General features: G+C 71.2%; 12 protein-coding genes. 11 read left to right on the top strand and 1 reads right to left on the bottom strand.

Annotated elements, in window-relative coordinates:
• The first annotated feature begins 56 nt into the window (after positions 1-56).
• The 7 genes from murJ (at position 57) to AC5677_RS25010 (ending at position 9,758) form a co-directional block, all read left to right on the top strand.
• Positions 57-1,829 carry a murein biosynthesis integral membrane protein MurJ gene (gene murJ / locus AC5677_RS25040; RefSeq protein ID WP_497190172.1) on the top strand — a complete coding sequence of 591 codons (1,773 nt, stop codon included), beginning with the start codon at positions 57-59 and terminating at the stop codon, positions 1,827-1,829.
• A 151-nt stretch (positions 1,830-1,980) separates the two neighbouring features.
• On the top strand, positions 1,981-2,298 hold the full coding sequence (locus tag AC5677_RS25035) for a hypothetical protein (protein ID WP_497190171.1): 318 nt from the start codon (positions 1,981-1,983) through the stop codon (positions 2,296-2,298).
• Between the two features lie 154 nt (positions 2,299-2,452).
• A complete protein-coding gene (locus AC5677_RS25030; protein WP_497190170.1) occupies positions 2,453-3,877 on the top strand; it encodes a class II fumarate hydratase in 1,425 nt (474 codons plus the stop codon).
• A gap of 56 nt (positions 3,878-3,933) precedes the next feature.
• Positions 3,934-4,638 (top strand): cytidylyl-2-hydroxypropylphosphonate hydrolase, encoded by a 705-nt coding sequence (fomD, locus tag AC5677_RS25025; RefSeq protein WP_497190169.1) that lies wholly within the window; start codon positions 3,934-3,936, stop codon positions 4,636-4,638.
• A gap of 211 nt (positions 4,639-4,849) precedes the next feature.
• Entirely contained in the window at positions 4,850-5,533 is a 684-nt protein-coding gene (locus AC5677_RS25020; RefSeq protein ID WP_497190168.1) for a class I SAM-dependent DNA methyltransferase, read from the top strand.
• Positions 5,534-5,596: 63 nt separating this feature from the next.
• A complete protein-coding gene (locus AC5677_RS25015) occupies positions 5,597-8,095 on the top strand; it encodes a SpoIIE family protein phosphatase (RefSeq protein WP_497190167.1) in 2,499 nt (832 codons plus the stop codon).
• A 199-nt stretch (positions 8,096-8,294) separates the two neighbouring features.
• Complete coding sequence (locus AC5677_RS25010; protein ID WP_497190166.1) at positions 8,295-9,758, top strand: catalase; 1,464 nt, start codon at positions 8,295-8,297, stop codon at positions 9,756-9,758.
• Positions 9,759-9,836: 78 nt separating this feature from the next.
• Here AC5677_RS25010 and AC5677_RS25005 read toward each other — a convergent pair whose 3' ends face one another.
• Positions 9,837-12,137 (bottom strand): transglycosylase domain-containing protein, encoded by a 2,301-nt coding sequence (locus tag AC5677_RS25005; RefSeq protein WP_497190165.1) that lies wholly within the window; start codon positions 12,135-12,137, stop codon positions 9,837-9,839.
• Positions 12,138-12,397: 260 nt separating this feature from the next.
• Between AC5677_RS25005 and AC5677_RS25000 the strand changes: the two genes are divergently transcribed.
• The 4 genes from AC5677_RS25000 (at position 12,398) to AC5677_RS24985 (ending at position 16,749) form a co-directional block, all read left to right on the top strand.
• Complete coding sequence (locus tag AC5677_RS25000; RefSeq protein WP_497190164.1) at positions 12,398-13,354, top strand: SPFH domain-containing protein; 957 nt, start codon at positions 12,398-12,400, stop codon at positions 13,352-13,354.
• Positions 13,355-13,364: 10 nt separating this feature from the next.
• Positions 13,365-13,637, top strand: a complete 273-nt coding sequence (locus tag AC5677_RS24995; RefSeq protein WP_497190163.1) for a type II toxin-antitoxin system antitoxin — start codon at positions 13,365-13,367, stop codon at positions 13,635-13,637.
• Between the two features lie 62 nt (positions 13,638-13,699).
• Positions 13,700-14,386 carry an ABC transporter ATP-binding protein gene (locus tag AC5677_RS24990; protein WP_497190162.1) on the top strand — a complete coding sequence of 229 codons (687 nt, stop codon included), beginning with the start codon at positions 13,700-13,702 and terminating at the stop codon, positions 14,384-14,386.
• Positions 14,383-16,749 (top strand): FtsX-like permease family protein, encoded by a 2,367-nt coding sequence (locus AC5677_RS24985; protein ID WP_497190161.1) that lies wholly within the window; start codon positions 14,383-14,385, stop codon positions 16,747-16,749. The genes AC5677_RS24990 and AC5677_RS24985 overlap by 4 nt, the downstream gene beginning before the upstream one ends.
• The last annotated feature ends 71 nt before the right edge of the window (positions 16,750-16,820 follow it).

The raw sequence follows: 16,820 nt of genomic DNA, 5'->3' as shown, positions 1-16,820 counted from the left end.
GCCGGGCCCGTCGGACGCAGGCCCGGTGCCCCGCCGGTCTGCGAAACTGACCCTGAGTGACCGGCGCCGATCCGTGCGGGGCGCGCCCGGTCGAACCGCTGCGGGGCGAGGGGACGAACAGGGTGGGGCAGGGCGGGGCGGGAACGAGCGGGGTCAAGGCTCCCGAGGCGGAGGCCGGGGCGCGGCGGGCGGGGGGCTCTTCGAGCCTGATGAAGGCCGGGGCCGTGATGGCCGCGGGCACGATCGTCTCGCGTATCACGGGCTTTCTCCGCACCATGGTCATGGCCGCGGCGATCGGCGTCAGCACGCTCAACGACTCCTACCAGGTCGCCAATGTCCTGCCCACGATGATCTATTTCCTGGTCGGCGGCGGGGCGCTGAACGCCGTCTTCGTCCCGCAGCTGGTGCGGGCGATGAAGGAGGACGACGACGGGGGCGAGGCGTATGCCCACCGTCTGCTGACCCTGGTCATGGTGGTGCTGGCGGGCGTCACGGCGGTGTGTGTGCTGGCGGCTCCGCTGCTGGTGCAGCTGATGTCGCCGGACGTCGCCTCGGACCCGCGGCGGATGGCCGTCACCGTCGCGTTCGCGCGGTACTGCCTGCCGACCATGTTCTTCATGGGCGCGCATCTGGTGCTCGGACAGATCCTCAACGCCCGGGGCCGGTTCGGCGCGATGATGTGGACCCCGGTCCTCAACAACGTCGTGAGCATCGCCGCGTTCGGCGGTTTCATCTGGGCCTTCGGCGGCTTCACCGACTCCGGTGTCACGCCCTCGACGATCACCCCGGAGGGCGTACGGCTGCTGGGGCTCGGCACGCTGCTCGGCCTCGTCGTGCAGGCGCTGGCGATGCTGCCGTATCTGCGCGACGCCGGGTTCCGGCTGCGGCTGCGTTTCGACTTCCGGGGGCACGGCCTGGGCAGGGCCATGGGCCTGGCCAAGTGGACGATCCTCTTCGTCCTCGCCAATCACCTCGGTATGACCGTCGTGATCCGGCTCGCCACCGAGGCGGGTACCCGCGCCGAACGGGCCGGGCACCTCGGCTCCGGCATCACGGCCTACAACTACGGCCAGCTGCTGTGGCAGATGCCGCAGGCCATCATCACGGTGTCGGTGATGACCGCCGTCCTGCCGCGGATCGCCCGCGCGGCCCAGGAGGGGAATGCGGCGGCGGTCCGCGACGACCTCTCCTACGGCCTGCGGACCTCGGCCGTCGCCATCGTGCCCTGCGCCTTCGCCTTCCTGGCGCTGGGCCTACCGATGGCCTCGCTGCTCTACGGCGGCTCGGGCGCCGAGGGGGCCCGCGGTATCGGCCATGTCCTGATGGCCTTCGGCCTGGGACTGATCCCCTTCTCGGTGCAGTACGTCGTGCTGCGCGGCTTCTACGCCTACGAGGACACCCGCACGCCCTTCTACAACACCGTGATCGTCGCCGCGGTCAACGCCGCCGCGTCCGGACTGTGCTTCGTACTGCTGCCCGCGCACTGGGTCGTCGCCGGTATGGCCGCCTCCTACGGGCTGGCCTACGCGGTCGGCGTGGGCGTGGCCTGGCGGCGGCTGCGCAGGCGGCTGGGCGGCGATCTGGACGGCGCGCGCGTGCTGCGTACCTACGCCCGTCTGGCCGCCGCCGCGGCCCCCGCGTCCCTGGTGGGCGGCGGGGTGGCGTACGCCGTCACACAGGCCCTCGGGAGCGGGGTGTGGGGCTCGCTGGCGGCGCTGCCGGCCGGCGGGTGCGTCCTGCTCGGTGTCTTCGTGGCCGTCGCCCGCCGGATGCGGCTGCCGGAACTCGACGCCATGGTCGGCATGGTCCGGGGCCGGCTCGGGCGCTGACCTGGGCCGTCGGGCGGTCGATCCGGGGCGGACGGGAACCCCTCGGCCGTCACCCCGCGTCTTCATGATCGCTGGACCGTTCCGGCGGGGCGGCACGGGACCGGTGCCGCCTCGCGTAGTTGACCACCACATTCCTGGGGGAATGCGAATCATGCGCGTAATGAAGCGCTCGCTGGCCATGGCCGTTACCACCGTCGCCGTCGCCGGTATCACCTTCGCCGGGGTCGCCCCGGCCAACGCCGCACCGGCCAGGGCCGCGGCGGCGAGCGGCAGCACCTGCGACGCGATCCTGAAGCAGGCGCGTGCGCACCTGGTCAAGGCCAACGACTACGAGATCCTGGCCAAGAAGGAAGCGGCCAAGGCGCACCCGGACCAGGACAAAATCGCGGAGTACAAGGCGAAGGTGATCAACGAGACGGAGATCGCCCAGGCGTACCGGAAGAGGTACGCGCAGATGTGCGGCAAGTGACATACGGGAAGTGAGGTCCGCCCGCCGCCGAGCGGTGCAGGACAGCTGCGGGGCCCGGCTCTTCGGAGCCGGGCCCCGGTGCGTATCGGCGCCGTCGGGTGAGCGGATTTCCGTATCCGGGAACAGATCGGCCGCCCCGGGTACTGAAACAGACATGAGCGAAATCAGCGGCCCCAGCGGCAACCCCGGCAGCTCCGACGACTTCCGCATCGAGCACGACTCCATGGGCGAGGTCCGCGTGCCCGCGCGCGCGAAATGGCGGGCGCAGACGCAGCGGGCGGTGGAGAATTTCCCGGTTTCGGGGCTGCGGCTGGAGCGGGCGCACATCGAGGCGCTGGCGCGGATCAAGGCCGCGGCGGCGAAGGTCAATGCGGAGCTGGGGGTGCTCGATACGGAGACCGCGACGGCCATTCAGGAGGCGGCCGGAGAGGTCGCCGAGGGGCGCTGGGACGGGCATTTCCCCGTCGATGTGTTCCAGACGGGGTCGGGGACGTCGTCCAACATGAACACCAATGAGGTCATCGCGACGCTGGCGAGCGAGCGGCTGGGGCGGCCGGTGCACCCCAACGACCATGTCAATGCCAGCCAGTCGTCGAACGACGTGTTCCCGTCGTCGATCCATATCGCGGCGACGGCGGCCGTGATCCGGGATCTGATTCCGGCGCTGGAGCATCTGGCGGTGGCGCTGGAGCGCAAGGCGGTGGAGTTCGCCGAGGTGGTGAAGTCGGGGCGGACGCATTTGATGGATGCGACGCCGGTGACGCTGGGCCAGGAATTCGAGGGCTATGCCGCCCAGGTCCGTTACGGCGTGGAACGGCTGCGGGCGTCGCTGCCGCGGCTGGCGGAGTTGCCGCTCGGCGGGACGGCGGTGGGCACGGGGATCAATACGCCGCCGGGGTTCTCGGCGGCGGTGATCGCGGAGGTGGCGCTGGCCACGGGGCTGCCGCTGACGGAGGCCCGTAATCATTTCGAGGCGCAGGGCGCGCGGGACGGAATCGTCGAGACCAGCGGTCAGCTGCGCACCATCGGGGTGGGGTTGACGAAGATTGCGAATGATCTGCGGTGGATGGCTTCGGGGCCGCGGACGGGGCTCGCGGAGATTGTGCTGCCGGATCTGCAGCCGGGGTCGTCGATCATGCCGGGGAAGGTCAATCCGGTGGTTCCGGAGGCCGTTTTGATGGTGGCGGCACAGGTGACGGGTAATGACGCGACGGTGGCGGCGGCCGGCGCGGCCGGAAACTTTGAACTGAATGTCATGCTTCCGGTGATTGCACGCAATGTGCTGGAGTCGGTGCGGTTGCTGGCGAATGTGTCGCGGCTGCTCGCGGACCGCACCGTGGACGGGATCACGGCGAATGCGGAACGGGCGCGGGAGTATGCGGAATCGTCGCCTTCGGTCGTCACGCCGTTGAACAAGTACATCGGTTACGAGGAAGCCGCAAAGGTGGCGAAGAAGTCCCTCGCCGAGCGGAAGACGATTCGCGAGGTCGTCATCGAGGAGGGGTATGTCGAGCGGGGGCTGCTGAGCGAGGAGCAGCTGGATGCGGCGCTGGACGTGCTGCGCATGACACATCCGTAACGTTCGGTGCGGCTCAGGTCACGGCGCGCGTCACGCGGGGGTCCTAAGCTCTGGTCATGACAGCGGACATGGTGGGGACGAGGGAAGGCGAGACACCTCGCGCGGCGGAGCAGACGCGGTGGGCACGGGGGGAGCACATCCTGTGGCGCTACCGGGACAACGCCGACCCCAACAGGTTCCACATCGCCCGTCCGGTGACCGTTGTCCAGGACACCGATGACCTGCTCGCGGTGTGGATGGCGCCGGCCACCACCGTCGTCAAGCCGGTGCTCGCCGATGGCACGCCGGTGCACCGCGAGCCGCTGGCCACCCGCTACACGAAGGCCCGGCGCACCGTCTTCGACCAGTGGTTCGGCACGGGTGTGCTCAAACTGGCACGGCCGGGTGATCCCTGGTCGGTGTGGCTGTTCTGGGAGCGCGGCTGGCAGTTCAAGAACTGGTACGTCAATTTGGAGGAGCCGCGGCGCCGTTGGGCGGGTGGCATTGACTCGCTGGATCATTTTCTTGACATCTGCGTCTTTCCGGACCGGCACTGGGAGTGGCGGGACGAGGACGAGTTCGCGCAGGCGCAGCGGGACGGGCTGGTGACCTCGGCGCAGGCGGCCGAGGTCCGCTCCGCCGGGCGGGCCGCGATCGCCCGGATCGGGGCGTGGGGCGGGCCGTTCGCCGACGGCTGGGAGAATTGGCGGCCCGATCCGGGCTGGGAGGTTCCCCGGCTTCCGGAGAACTGGGACCGCCCACCGGACCGTTTGCGGTCGTGAGCGCGTAAAGGCAACTGGGGTGAGTGAACCGGGCGAACCGTGGAAAGACGCGCCTAAGGGCGCGGCCTTTTCTTGCGGGTCGAGAAGCCGGACCGAGCCCCCTTGCTGCGGCGGGGGTCTTCAACCGTAGGATCGTCCTCCGCAAGACTGCACGGGCGCAACTCCAGAACGGGAAAACGAACTTGACCGCGGTCGCAGGAGGGGCGAGGTCGTGAGCGCGAGAAGCTACGACGAATACGAGGGCCTGAACCGGTTAGCACTCGACCGGGCGGGTCAGGCCGAGGCGTTCGACACGATCGGTGATCTGTACGACGACGCCTTTCCGCACAAGGAGGGCCAGGTCGCGTCGGGTGCCTGGCTCGCCGGGGAGTTGCCCGCGGGTTCGCGCATCCTGGACGTCGGATGCGGTACGGGCCTGCCGACCGCCCGTCAGTTGTCGGACGCCGGACATCGCGTCGTGGGCATCGACCTCTCCCCCTCGATGATCAAACTCGCCCGGGACAACGCTCCGGGCGCGGAATTCCACCGGCTGGACATCGCCGATCTGCGCGGCGGCCGGCTCGGCGGCCCGGGTTCGTTCGACGGAATTGCCGCCTTTTTCTCGCTTCTGATGCTGCCGCGTGCCGAAATCCCTTACGCACTGGGCCTGCTGCATGATCTCCTACGACCTGACGGGTTGTTGGCCCTGTCGATGGTCGAAGCGGATGTGGACGACTTCACGATTCCGTTCCTGGGCACCTCGGTCCGGGTGTCGGGATACCTGCGGGATGACCTGCGCCGGGTCGTACGCGACGCGGGTTTCGAGGTCGCCGGGGAGGACTCGTATGCGTATGCCCCGGCGAGTACGGACGTGCCCCCCGAGATCCAGCTCTTTCTGCACCTGCGACGTGTCTGACGCGCCCGCCAGGCGGTGCGTCAGGTATCAGGTATGCAGCCCCGGACGGATGGAATCCCACGCGTGACGGAGCACCCCACCTCCCACGAAGCGCGGCGGTCGGCCTCGACCGCCGCGCCCTCGGCCTCCCCTTTCCGGGGGACGGCCGGGACGGCGCCGCTCGGCGCGGTCCCCGACCCGCGCAGCGCCCTGCAGCAGCCCACCGCGGCCGGGTTCGCGCCCGTTCCCGGCACCGGCTTCGCGGTGCGCGGCGGTGATGACATCGGCATGAACATCGGTAGGGGCGTCGGCATGGGCGGTGGTGGTGTGCGCGGTGGCGCGCAGGAGGAGCCGGGCGCGGATCACGGTGCGGCGGAACGCGACGCGGCGGGTGAGGCGGAGCGTCATGCCGCGGAGCACACGGCCGGGCGGCTGACCCGTCATCATGTGAGTGACCACGCGGCCGGTCACACCGCCGCGCGGGGCGCATCCGGCGCGTACGGGGATGCGTACGGCGATGTGCACCCGGATTCGTACAGGGAGGTGGCGATGCCCGTTGCCGGGCGGCCGGCCGGCGTGCCGGAGGAACGAACCGCGGCCCGCGCCGTGCAGGCGGCGGGGGCGGGCGCGGTGGGCCGTGCCGAGGCGCCCGAGCCGGGCGAGGACCCGCGTACGGGGCAGGAGGCACGCCCCGCGGGCGAGGGCATCGGCCGGCAGCGCGAGGGCGGCTTCTCCGGCGAGGCGGCGCATCCGGCGGCCGAGGGGACCGCACGGGCGCAGGTACCGCCGCCGGCGGGCCCGCCGGCCGCTCCCCCGGCCCGTTCCGGGCATCCCGGGGAGAGCGGCGAGGTGGCGGCGGCGCGGCAGGCGGGCGGCGACCGGCTGCGGTTCATCGGGGCGGCGACGCGGCGGATCGCGCGCGGCATAGACCTGGACGAGATCGTGCTGGGGCTGTGCCGGGCGACGGTGCCGACGTTCGCCGACGCGATCCTGGTGTATCTGCGGGATCCGCTGCCGGTGGGCGATGAGCGGCCGACCGGTCCTGTGGTGCTGCGGCTGCGGCGTACGGACCGGATCCCGGAGGAGCCGGACACCAACGGCGCCCGGCTGCCGATGCTGCCCGCACAGCCCGATCTGGGGCCGGCGATGGGCGGCAGCGCGGCGGAGCTGGCCGAGGTGCGGCCGGGCGGTCCGCTGGCGGAGGTGCTGCGGGGCGTGCGGCCGCTGTTCGGGGAGGCGCAGGCGGCGCGTACGGCGCTGCCGGAGCTGCTGGGGCCGGACACCCGGCTGCCGGGCGGCCACCGGGTGATTCTGGCGCCGCTGCGCGGGCGGCGGCGGGTGATCGGGGCGGCGGTGTTCCTGCGCCGCCCGGACCGGCCCGCGTTCGAGCCGGACGATCTGCTGGTGGCGGCGCAGCTGGCGACGCACACCGCGCTGGGTGTGGACAAGGCGGTGCTGTACGGGCGCGAGGCGTACATCGCCGATGCGCTGCAGCGCACGATGCTGCCGGATTCGCTGCCGCAGCCGACCGGGGTGCGGCTGGCCAGCCGCTATCTGCCGGCCGCCGAGACGGCGCGGGTGGGCGGCGACTGGTACGACGCGATCCCGCTGCCGGGCAGCCGGGTGGCGCTGGTGGTCGGCGATGTCATGGGGCATTCGATGACCTCGGCGGCGATCATGGGCCAGCTGCGGACGACCGCGCAGACGCTGGCCGGGCTGGACCTGCCGCCGCAGGAGGTGCTGCACCACCTCGACGAGCAGGCCCAGCGGCTCGGTACGGACCGCATGGCGACCTGCATGTACGCGGTCTACGACCCGGTCGCGCACCGGATCACCATCGCCAACGCGGGGCATCCGCCGCCGGTGATGCTGCACCGCGGCGGGCGTGCCGAGGTGCTGCGGGTGCCGTCGGGTGCGCCGATCGGTGTCGGCGGGGTGGACTTCGAGGCGGTGGAGCTGGACGCGCCGGCGGGCGCGACGCTCGTGCTGTACACCGACGGTCTGGTGGAGTCGCGGATCCGGGACGTATGGACCGGTATCGAGCAGCTGCGGGAGCGGCTGACGGAGACGGCCCGGCTGACGGGTCCCAATCCGCCGCCGCTGGAGCCGCTGTGCGACGAGGTCCTGGACATGCTGGGTCCCGGCGACCGCGACGACGACATCGCGCTGCTGGCCGCCCGGTTCGACGGGATAGCGCCGAGCGATGTCGCGTACTGGTATCTGGACCCGAAGGCGCAGACGGCCGGGCAGGCCCGTCGGCTGGCCCGCCGGGCGCTGGCGCGCTGGGGGCTGGACGAGCTGACCGACCAGGTGGAGCTGCTGGTCAGCGAGGTGGTCACCAATGCGGTGCGGTATGCGGAGCGGCCGATCACGCTGCGGCTGCTGCGCACCGATGTGCTGCGCTGCGAGGTGGGTGACGACGTTCCGCAGCTGCCGCGGCTGCGGCAGGCCCGGCCGTCCGACGAGGGCGGGCGGGGGCTGTACCTGGTCAACCGGATGGCCCGGCGGTGGGGCGCGACACGGCTGAGCATGGGCAAGGTGGTCTGGTTCGAGCTGTCGATGCCCTCGGGGGCGCGCGCCTGACGGCCCGGGGCGGACGGGGGCGAGCGACGCCCCGTACGGCCATTTGTCCCACATATTGGACCCCGTCTGAGACCGGACGGGGTCCAACTCTTGCCGACGGGGTGGTGTGGGCGTTGACTGCGGAAGTGGACAAAAGGTACTGACGGCCCCCACTGCCCCACTACCCCCGCCCCAGTCAGCGAACGGGAGGCATCCCTCCATGACCGGCACCGCACCGAACGTCCCGCGCACCACGAACAACGCCGCCATTCCGGTGGAGAGCGACGAGCACTCACTGACCGTGGGTGCGGACGGCCCCATCCTGCTCCAGGACCACTACCTCATCGAGAAGATGGCCCAGTTCAACCGCGAACGGGTCCCCGAGCGGGTGGTGCACGCCAAAGGCAGCGGCGCGTACGGATTCTTCAAGGTCACCAACGACGTCAGCCAGTTCACCAAGGCGGATCTCTTCCAGCCCGGCAAGGAAACCGAGATGCTGGCCCGCTTCTCGACGGTCGCCGGTGAACAGGGCTCCCCCGACACCTGGCGAGACCCGCGCGGCTTCGCCCTCAAGTTCTATACGGAGCACGGCAATTACGACCTGGTGGGCAACAACACCCCGGTCTTCTTCGTCCGTGACACCATCAAGTTCCAGGACTTCATCCGCTCGCAGAAGCGCCGCCCGGACAACGGACTGCGCGACAACGACATGCAGTGGGACTTCTGGACGCTGTCGCCGGAGTCGGCCCACCAGGTCACCTGGCTGATGGGCGACCGCGGCATCCCCAGGACCTACCGCCACATGAACGGCTACGGCTCCCACACCTACATGTGGATCAACGGCGGCGGCGAGAAGTTCTGGATCAAGTACCACTTCAAGACCGACCAGGGCATCGACTTCCTCACCCAGGAGGACGCGGACCGGATCGCCGGCGAGGACGCCGATCTGCACCGCCGCGACCTGTACGAGGCCATCGAGTCCGGCAACGCCCCCTCCTGGACGCTGTACGTCCAGGTCATGCCGTTCGAGGACGCCGCCGATTACCGCTTCAACCCGTTCGACCTGACCAAGGTGTGGCCGCACGGCGACTACCCGCTGATCGAGGTCGGGCGGATGACGCTCAACAGGAACCCGGAGGACTATTTCATCCACATCGAGCAGGCGGCGTTCGAACCGTCCAACATGGTGCCCGGCATCGGCCCGTCGCCGGACAAGATGCTGCTGGGCCGGCTGTTCTCCTACCCGGACACCCACCGGTACCGCATCGGCCCGAACTACCTCCAGCTGCCGCCCAACCGCCCGCATGTGCCCGTCCACTCGTACGCGAAGGACGGCCCGATGCGCTTCGACCCGGCGCGTACGGCCCGGCCGTACGCCCCGAACTCGTACGGCGGCCCGGCGGCCGACTTCTCGGCCTACGGGGAGCCGGCGGGGTGGGCGACCGCCGGCGAGATGGTGCGCGAGGCCTACACGCTGCGCCGCGACGACGATGACTGGGGGCAGCCGGGCACGATGGTCCGCGAGGTCCTCGACGACGCGGCCCGCGACCGGCTGGTGGGCAATGTCTCGGGCCATCTACTGAACGGCGTCAGCCGTCCGGTGCTGGACCGGGCGCTGCAGTACTGGCGCAACATCGACAAGAAGGTGGGCGACCGGATCGCCAAGCAGGTCAACGGAGGCTGACCGCCGCACCCGCGTCACGCACCGCGGCCCCCGCCCGGAGGCGGGGGCCGCGGTGTCCGTTGTCGGCGGTGCGGGGCGTCAGCCGAAGCCGGGCAGGCTCTTCCTGCCGTTGCCGCCGCCCGGTCCGCCGGCGGTGTCGCCGCCGGTGGCGGTGCCCCCGGTGGTGTCGCCGCCCGTCGTGTCCCCGCCCGTCGTACCGCCGTCCGGGAAGCCGGAGTCGGTCGGGGTCGGCGCGGTGGGCCGGCCCGTCGGGCGGCCGGTCTCCGTGGGGGTCCCGGTCGGCGTCGCGCTGTGCGAGGGGGTCTCGCTCGGCGAGGTGGTCGGCGTGGGGGGCGCCGAGGGGGTGTTGGTCGGCGTCGGCGGGGTGCTCGGGGCCACGCCGTAGTCCGTTTCCAGGTCGAACTCGGCGCCGGTGTGGTTGCCCAGCGCCGCCTGGGTGTAGTCCGCCCACACCTGCGCCGGGTAGCCGCCGCCGTTGACCCGGCCGCCGCCGCCGGTCCCCTTGAGGGTGACCTGCTTGCCGCCCGCCTTGGCGTCCTCGCCGAACATGCCGACCGCGGTGACCAGGTCGGGGGTGTAGCCCACGAACCAGGCCGACTTGTTGTCGTCGGAGGTGCCGGTCTTGCCCGCCGCCTTGTACGTGGTGTTCTTCACGGCCTCCGAGGCGGTGCCGTCGTTGACCACGCCGGTCAGGACCTTGGTGAGGGTGTCGGCGGTGGTCCGGCTGAGGACCTGCTCACCGATCGGGTCGCGCAGGTGGATGTCCTCCTCGCCGTGCGTGACCTTGGTGACCAGGGTCGGGGTGACCTTCTTGCCGTGGTTGTCGAAGGTGGCGTACGCACCGGCCATCTCGAGCGGGCTGGCGCCCATGGTGCCCAGCGTCATGGCGGGCTGGACGTCCATCCTCTTGGGGTTCAGGCCCAGGCTGACGGCGGTCTTCTTGACGTTCTCCAGTTCGGCGTCGGCGCCCATCTGCGCGAAGACGGCGTTGACGGAGTTGTTGGTCGCCGTCTGGACGGTGATGTTGCCGTATTCCTTCTCGTCCTCGTTGGGCGGCGCGAAGGGCTTGGTGCTGTTCACGACCGGGCGGCGGTTGTGGCCGTCGTAGATCGTGTTCGGGGTGATCGGCACGCCGTCCTGGGTTTTGCTGCCGTTCTCCATCGCCGAGGCGAGGATCAGCGGCTTGAACGTCGACGCGGGCTGGAAGTCCTCACGCGTCGCGTTGTTGTAGTAGTGCTCCGGGTAGCCGGCGCCGCCGTACATCGCGACGATGTGGCCGGTCTTGGGGTCCACCGAGGTGGCGCCCAGCTGGGCGTGCTCGTCGACCTTGCGCTTCTTGGGGTCGAGGTCGTCGAGGAGCTTGTGCTTGACGGACTTCTCCAGCGCCTGCTGCTTCTTGCGGTCGATGCCGAGCCTGACGGTCCAGCCGCCGGCCTCGAATTCCTTCTCGTCGACGCCCTGGGCGAAGAGCTCCTTCTTGGCCTCGGCAATCAGGTAGCTCTTCTGACCGGTCACACCGGGCAGCCCCTTGGGCGGATCGGGGCGGTCGAACCTCTGCTTGGCCCGCTTCTCCGGCGAGAGCCAGCCCATCTCGACCATGTTGTTCAGGGTGTAGGCCCAGCGCTGCTTGACCAGCTTCTGGCCGGTTTCGGACGCGACGGCCCAGTCGTACTGGCTCGGCGCCTGGAGCAGCGAGGCGAGGTAGGCGCCCTGCGAGACGCTGAGCTTTTCGGAGTCCACGCCGTAGTAGGCCTTGGCGGCGGCCTGGATGCCGGAGGCGCCACGGCCGTAGTAGGCGGTGTTGATGTAGCCGGCGAGGATCTGGTCCTTGCTGAGCTTGTTGTCCACCTTGAGCGAGATCACGATCTCCTGGAGCTTTCGGCTGACCGTCTGCTCGGAGCTCAGGTAGTAGTTCTTGACGTACTGCTGGGTGATCGTCGAGCCACCCTGCTTGCCGTGGCCCATCAGGGTGTTGAGGATGCCGCGCGCGGTGCCCTTCAGGTCGACGCCGGAGTCCTTGTAGAACGTCTTGTTCTCGGCGGCGACGAAGGCGTGCTGGACCTCCGTGGGGACCTTGCTGAGCGGCACGACCTCGCGGTTGACCTTGCCGTCGCGGGCCATCGTGGTGCCGTCGGCGTACTCGAAGACGTTGCTCTGCTTACGGGCGTCGTCGTTCGGCTTGGCGGGGATGTCCACGTACAGGTACAGCCCGAGGAAGGCGAGCATGCCCAGCAGGATCACGCCGAGGACGGCCCCGAGGATCTTCTTCCAGGTGAAGAGCCTGCGTATGAAGCTCTTGTCCTGTTTCGACGTTCTCTGTTTCGGCTTGGCCCGGCGGGCGCTCCCCTGCCGCGCCCGCCTCGCATCCGCTCGGCCCATCGCTCCAGCAACTCCAGTCGGTTCCGCCCCCAGGTCATTCAGCTGTTGAAGCTAACACCGCATCTGTCAACAGATACTCATCGATCACGGCTTTTCCGGGCGTGACAAACAGCACGGGGAGTACGGGAACCAGTGAGGGGGTTTCGGTCATCCCGCTGGACCCTGGCAGGCCAGCGCGCTAAAGTGCTATCACTTTGCTAGACCAGCGAAATCACCTGGTGCGGCGGACATCACGCGCCGCACCGAGAAACGGGGCCCCTATGTCCGTTCAGTCCGACCTGCCGCCGGCCGACCCGGCCCTCGACGCACCGCAGATGCCCGAACCGCAGGTCCGCGAGACCGCGGCGCACAGCATCCCGGGCGGCCTCGCGCTGCTGCTGACGGTGCTCGGCGTGGCCCTCGGCATCGCCGCCATCAGCGTCGGCGGCGCCCTCAGCTCCGGCGACAACAGGTCGCTGACCGCGCCGTTCGCGATCGCCGGCGCCGTCCTGCTGATCGGCTCCTTCTTCTGCATGACCGGCGTGAAGATGGTCGCGCCCGGCGAGGCCCGGGTCATCCAGCTCTTCGGCCGGTACGTCGGCACGATCCGCACCGACGGTCTGCGCTGGGTCAATCCGCTGACCTCCGCGCAGAAGATCTCCACCCGGGTGCGCAACCACGAGACCGCCGTACTGAAGGTCAACGACGCCTACGGCAACCCGATCGAGCTCGCCGCCATCGTCGTATGGAAGATCGAGGACACCGCCCAGGCCCTCTTCGAGGTCGACGACTTCCTGGAGTTCGTCTCCACCCAGACCGAGGCCGCCGTCCGGCACATCGCGATCGAGTACCCCTACGACGCCCACGACGAGAACGGCCTGTCCCTGCGCGGCAACGCCGAGGAGATCACCGAGAAGCTCGCACTCGAGCTGACCGCCCGGGTACAGGCGGCGGGCGTGCAGATCATCGAGACCCGCTTCAGCCACCTCGCCTACGCCCCCGAGATCGCCTCCGCAATGCTCCAGCGTCAGCAGGCCGGCGCGGTCGTCGCGGCCCGCCAGCAGATCGTCGAGGGCGCGGTGGGCATGGTCGAGTCGGCCCTGGAGCGGATCAACGAACAGGGCATCGTCGAGCTGGACGAGGAGCGCAAGGCGGCCATGGTGAGCAATCTGATGGTCGTGCTCTGCGGCGACCGGGCCGCCCAGCCCGTCCTGAACACGGGTTCGCTCTACCAGTGAGGCCTCTCTTATGAGCACCGACACCCCGGAGGGCTCGGAGACCGAGGGCGACCGGACGCCCGCGCGACGGCCGCAGCAGCGCAAGCAGGTGCTGCTGCGGCTCGACCCGCTGATCCATGACGCGCTCGCGCGGTGGGCCAACGACGAGCTGCGCAGCGCCAACGCGCAGATCGAGTTCCTGCTCCGCCAGGCGCTGGCGGATGCGGGGCGGCTGCCGCGCGGGGCGGCCGCGATTCCGCGGCGGGGGCGGCCGCCGAAGGCGCCGCCGTCCGACGGCACCTGATGGCCGACGAGCGGATTCCATAGCTATACATCACGGGTATACACCTCGTGTAGAGTGCGCGCATGCCCACAGGACACCCGCTGCTCGAAGCGAGCGCACTGCGCAAGGCGTACGGGTCCACACCCGCGCTGGACGGCGCCGACCTCCGCCTCCACCCCGGCGAGGTGGTCGCCGTCATGGGCCCCTCCGGCTCCGGCAAATCGACGCTGCTGCACTGCCTCGCCGGGATCATCGCCCCGGACTCGGGGAGCATCCGCTACGACGGGCACGAGCTGACCGCCCTGAGCGACGGCGAGCGCAGCGCGCTGCGCCGCGCGGACTTCGGCTTCGTCTTCCAGTTCGGCCAGCTGGTACCGGAGCTGACCTGCCTCGAGAATGCCGCGCTGCCGCTGCGGCTGGCCGGTCTCGGGCGCAAGGAGGCCGAGCAGCGGTCGCGGGAGTGGCTGGCGCGGCTGGAGGTGGACGGGGTCGCGGGGAAGCGGCCCGGTGAGGTGTCCGGCGGGCAGGGCCAGCGGGTCGCGGTGGCCCGCGCGCTGGCGCCCCGGCCGCGCGTCGTCTTCGCCGACGAGCCGACCGGCGCGCTGGACTCGCTCAACGGCGAGCGGGTGATGGAGCTGCTGACGGACGCGGCGCGGGACACCGGCGCCGCGGTCGTGCTGGTCACCCACGAGGCCCGGATCGCCGCGTACGCCGACCGCGAGGTCGTCGTACGGGACGGCGTGGCCCGGGAAGTGGCGGCGGGGGTATGAGCACACACACAACCGGGCGCCTCGCCTCCTGGGTCCGCGACCTCGCCATGGGGGTCCGCTTCGCGGCCGGCGGCGGCCGGGAGGGCTGGGTCCGTACGGTCCTGACGGCCCTGGGTGTCGGGCTGGGCGTGGCGCTGCTGCTCGGCGCCGCGTCCGTTCCGCACATCATGGAGAACCGGCAGCAGCGCTCGGACGCCCGCCTGCCGGCGGGCTCCAGCTCGCAGCCCCGGCCGTCCGACCGGACCCTGGTCGTGACCGGCACGGACACCACGTTCCGCGGGGACCACATCACGGGCCTGACGCTGCGCCCCGACGGCCGTGCCGCGCCGCGGCCGCCCGGTGTGGCCGCACTGCCGGGGCCGGGCGAGATGGTGGTCTCCCCCGCCCTGAAGGAGCTCCTGGACTCCCCGCAGGGCAAGCTGCTGCGCGAGCGGCTGCCGTTCCACCGCGTCGGCACCATCGGCGCACCCGGTCTGCTCGGCCCCGGTGAGCTGGTGTACTACGCGGGCAGCGCCTCTTTCCCCGCCGGCCACAGCGGCTACCGCGTGACCGGCTTCGGCCAGGACACCCGGTCCGAACCGCTGCCCCCGACGCTCGTCGTGCTGATCATCGTGGCGTGCGTGGTGTTGCTGATGCCGGTGGCCATCTTCATCGCCACCGCCGTACGGTTCGGCGGCGAGCGGCGCGACCAGAGGCTGGCCGCGCTGCGCCTGGTCGGCGCCGACATCGCGATGACCCGCCGGATGGCCGCCGGGGAGGCGCTGTTCGGTGCGCTGTGCGGGCTGGCGCTGGGCGGGGCGCTGTTCCTGGCCGTGCGGCAGTTGGTCGGCCTGGTCACCGTCTGGGGCATCAATGCCTTCCCGGCCGATATGACGCCCGTCCCGGCGCTGGCGGCGCTGGTGCTGGCGGCCGTACCGGTGCTGGCCGTCGCGGTCACCTTCTTCGCGCTGCGCGGGGTCGCCATCGAGCCGCTGGGTGTCGTACGGGCCGCCACGGGGCGGCGCCGACGGCTGTGGTGGCGGCTGCCGCTGCCAGTGGCGGGTGCGGCGCTGCTGCTGCTCAGCGGCGGGGCGAGGGCCGACGGCAAGGTGCCGCACACGGACTGGATCACGGGCGGCGCGGTGCTGTTCCTCGTCGGGATCACCGTGCTGCTGCCGTGGCTCGTCGAGGCGGTCGTCGCGCGGTTGCGGGGCGGCCCGGTGCCCTGGCAGCTGGCCACCCGCCGCCTCCAGTTGAGCAGCGGCGCGGCCGCCCGCGCGGTCAGCGGCATCACGGTCGCGGTCGCCGGGGCGATCGCCCTCCAGATGTTCTTCGCCGCCGTCCAGAGCGACTTCGTGGCGACGACCGGGCAGGACTCCGGCCGGGCGCAGCTGGACATCGGACTGCCGGCGAAGGATGTCACCACGCTGCGCAGGATGACCGGGGAGTTCCGTGCGACCAAGGGCGTTCGCGGCGTGATCGCGTCCATCAACGGTACGGCCTACCGGCCCGGCCCCGAGCGCAAGGGCGAGGACACCGTCCCGACGACCCAGGTCACCATCGGCGACTGCGCCGCCCTGCGCGAACTGGCCCGCACCGGCGCCTGCCGGGAAGGTGACGTCTTCGTCGTCAAGGACAGCACCGGCATGGTGGCGGACGCCGATACCGCCAGGACCGCACGGCCCGGCGCCCAGGTGCTCCTCAACGTGGCCCCGCCGGCCGACAAGCCGGCCGGCCCGCCGCGCCTGTGGACCGTGCCGAAGTCGGCCCGCGAGGTCCTCTCCCGCCCGGATCCCATGGGCCGCCCGAACTACGGCATCTTCGCCACCCCCGGTGCCCTGGACCCGGCCGACCTGGCCGACCCCCGCGCCGGTGCGCTGGTCCGGGTCGACCCGCACGTCCCCGACGCCGAGGAATTCGTGCGCAACACCGCGGCCCGCCTCGATCCGATGGCCGACGTCTACGCCCTGCAGAACGTCTCGGCCGACAAGCAGTTCGCGAGCGTACGCACCGGCCTGCTGGTCGCCTCCACCGCGACGCTGGCGCTGATCGCCGCCAGCATGCTGGTGACCACGCTGGAGCAGCTGCGCGAGCGGCGGCGGCTGCTGTCGGTCCTGGTGGCGTTCGGCACCCGGCGGGCCACGCTGGGCTGGTCGGTGCTGTGGGGGACCGCCGTCCCGGTGGCGCTGGGGCTCGCCCTGTCGGTGACGGGCGGCATCGGGCTGGGCCTCGTCCTGCTGCGGATGGTGGGCAGGTCCGGCCTCGCCTGGTCGGCCGTCTGGCCGCCGGCCGCGGCCGGGGCCGCGCTCGTCCTGCTGGTCACGCTGCTCAGCCTGCCGCCGCTGTGGCGGATGATGCGGCCCGACGGGCTGCGTACGGAGTGAGGGCCGCGGCCCCGGGACCGGCGGCCCACCGGCCCCGGGGCCGCTATACCGCCCGCGTATACACGAGCGAT

Source organism: Streptomyces sp. JLSY215, assembly GCF_059682825.1.
The sequence above is the reverse complement of the archived record's forward strand: the minus strand, read 5'-3'. Positions and strand labels throughout refer to the sequence as shown.

Excerpts from the sequence above, each read along its gene's own strand:
- AC5677_RS24990 (WP_497190162.1), top strand. The coding sequence starts at position 13,700 with ATGCCCACAGGACACCCGCTGCTCGAAGCGAGCGCACTGCGCAAGGCG.
- AC5677_RS24995 (WP_497190163.1), top strand. The coding sequence starts at position 13,365 with ATGAGCACCGACACCCCGGAGGGCTCGGAGACCGAGGGCGACCGGACG.
- AC5677_RS25005 (WP_497190165.1), bottom strand. The coding sequence starts at position 12,137 with ATGGGCCGAGCGGATGCGAGGCGGGCGCGGCAGGGGAGCGCCCGCCGG.
- AC5677_RS25030 (WP_497190170.1), top strand. The coding sequence starts at position 2,453 with ATGAGCGAAATCAGCGGCCCCAGCGGCAACCCCGGCAGCTCCGACGAC.
- AC5677_RS25000 (WP_497190164.1), top strand. The coding sequence starts at position 12,398 with ATGTCCGTTCAGTCCGACCTGCCGCCGGCCGACCCGGCCCTCGACGCA.
- AC5677_RS24985 (WP_497190161.1), top strand. The coding sequence starts at position 14,383 with ATGAGCACACACACAACCGGGCGCCTCGCCTCCTGGGTCCGCGACCTC.
- fomD (WP_497190169.1), top strand. The coding sequence starts at position 3,934 with ATGACAGCGGACATGGTGGGGACGAGGGAAGGCGAGACACCTCGCGCG.
- AC5677_RS25035 (WP_497190171.1), top strand. The coding sequence starts at position 1,981 with ATGCGCGTAATGAAGCGCTCGCTGGCCATGGCCGTTACCACCGTCGCC.
- AC5677_RS25010 (WP_497190166.1), top strand. The coding sequence starts at position 8,295 with ATGACCGGCACCGCACCGAACGTCCCGCGCACCACGAACAACGCCGCC.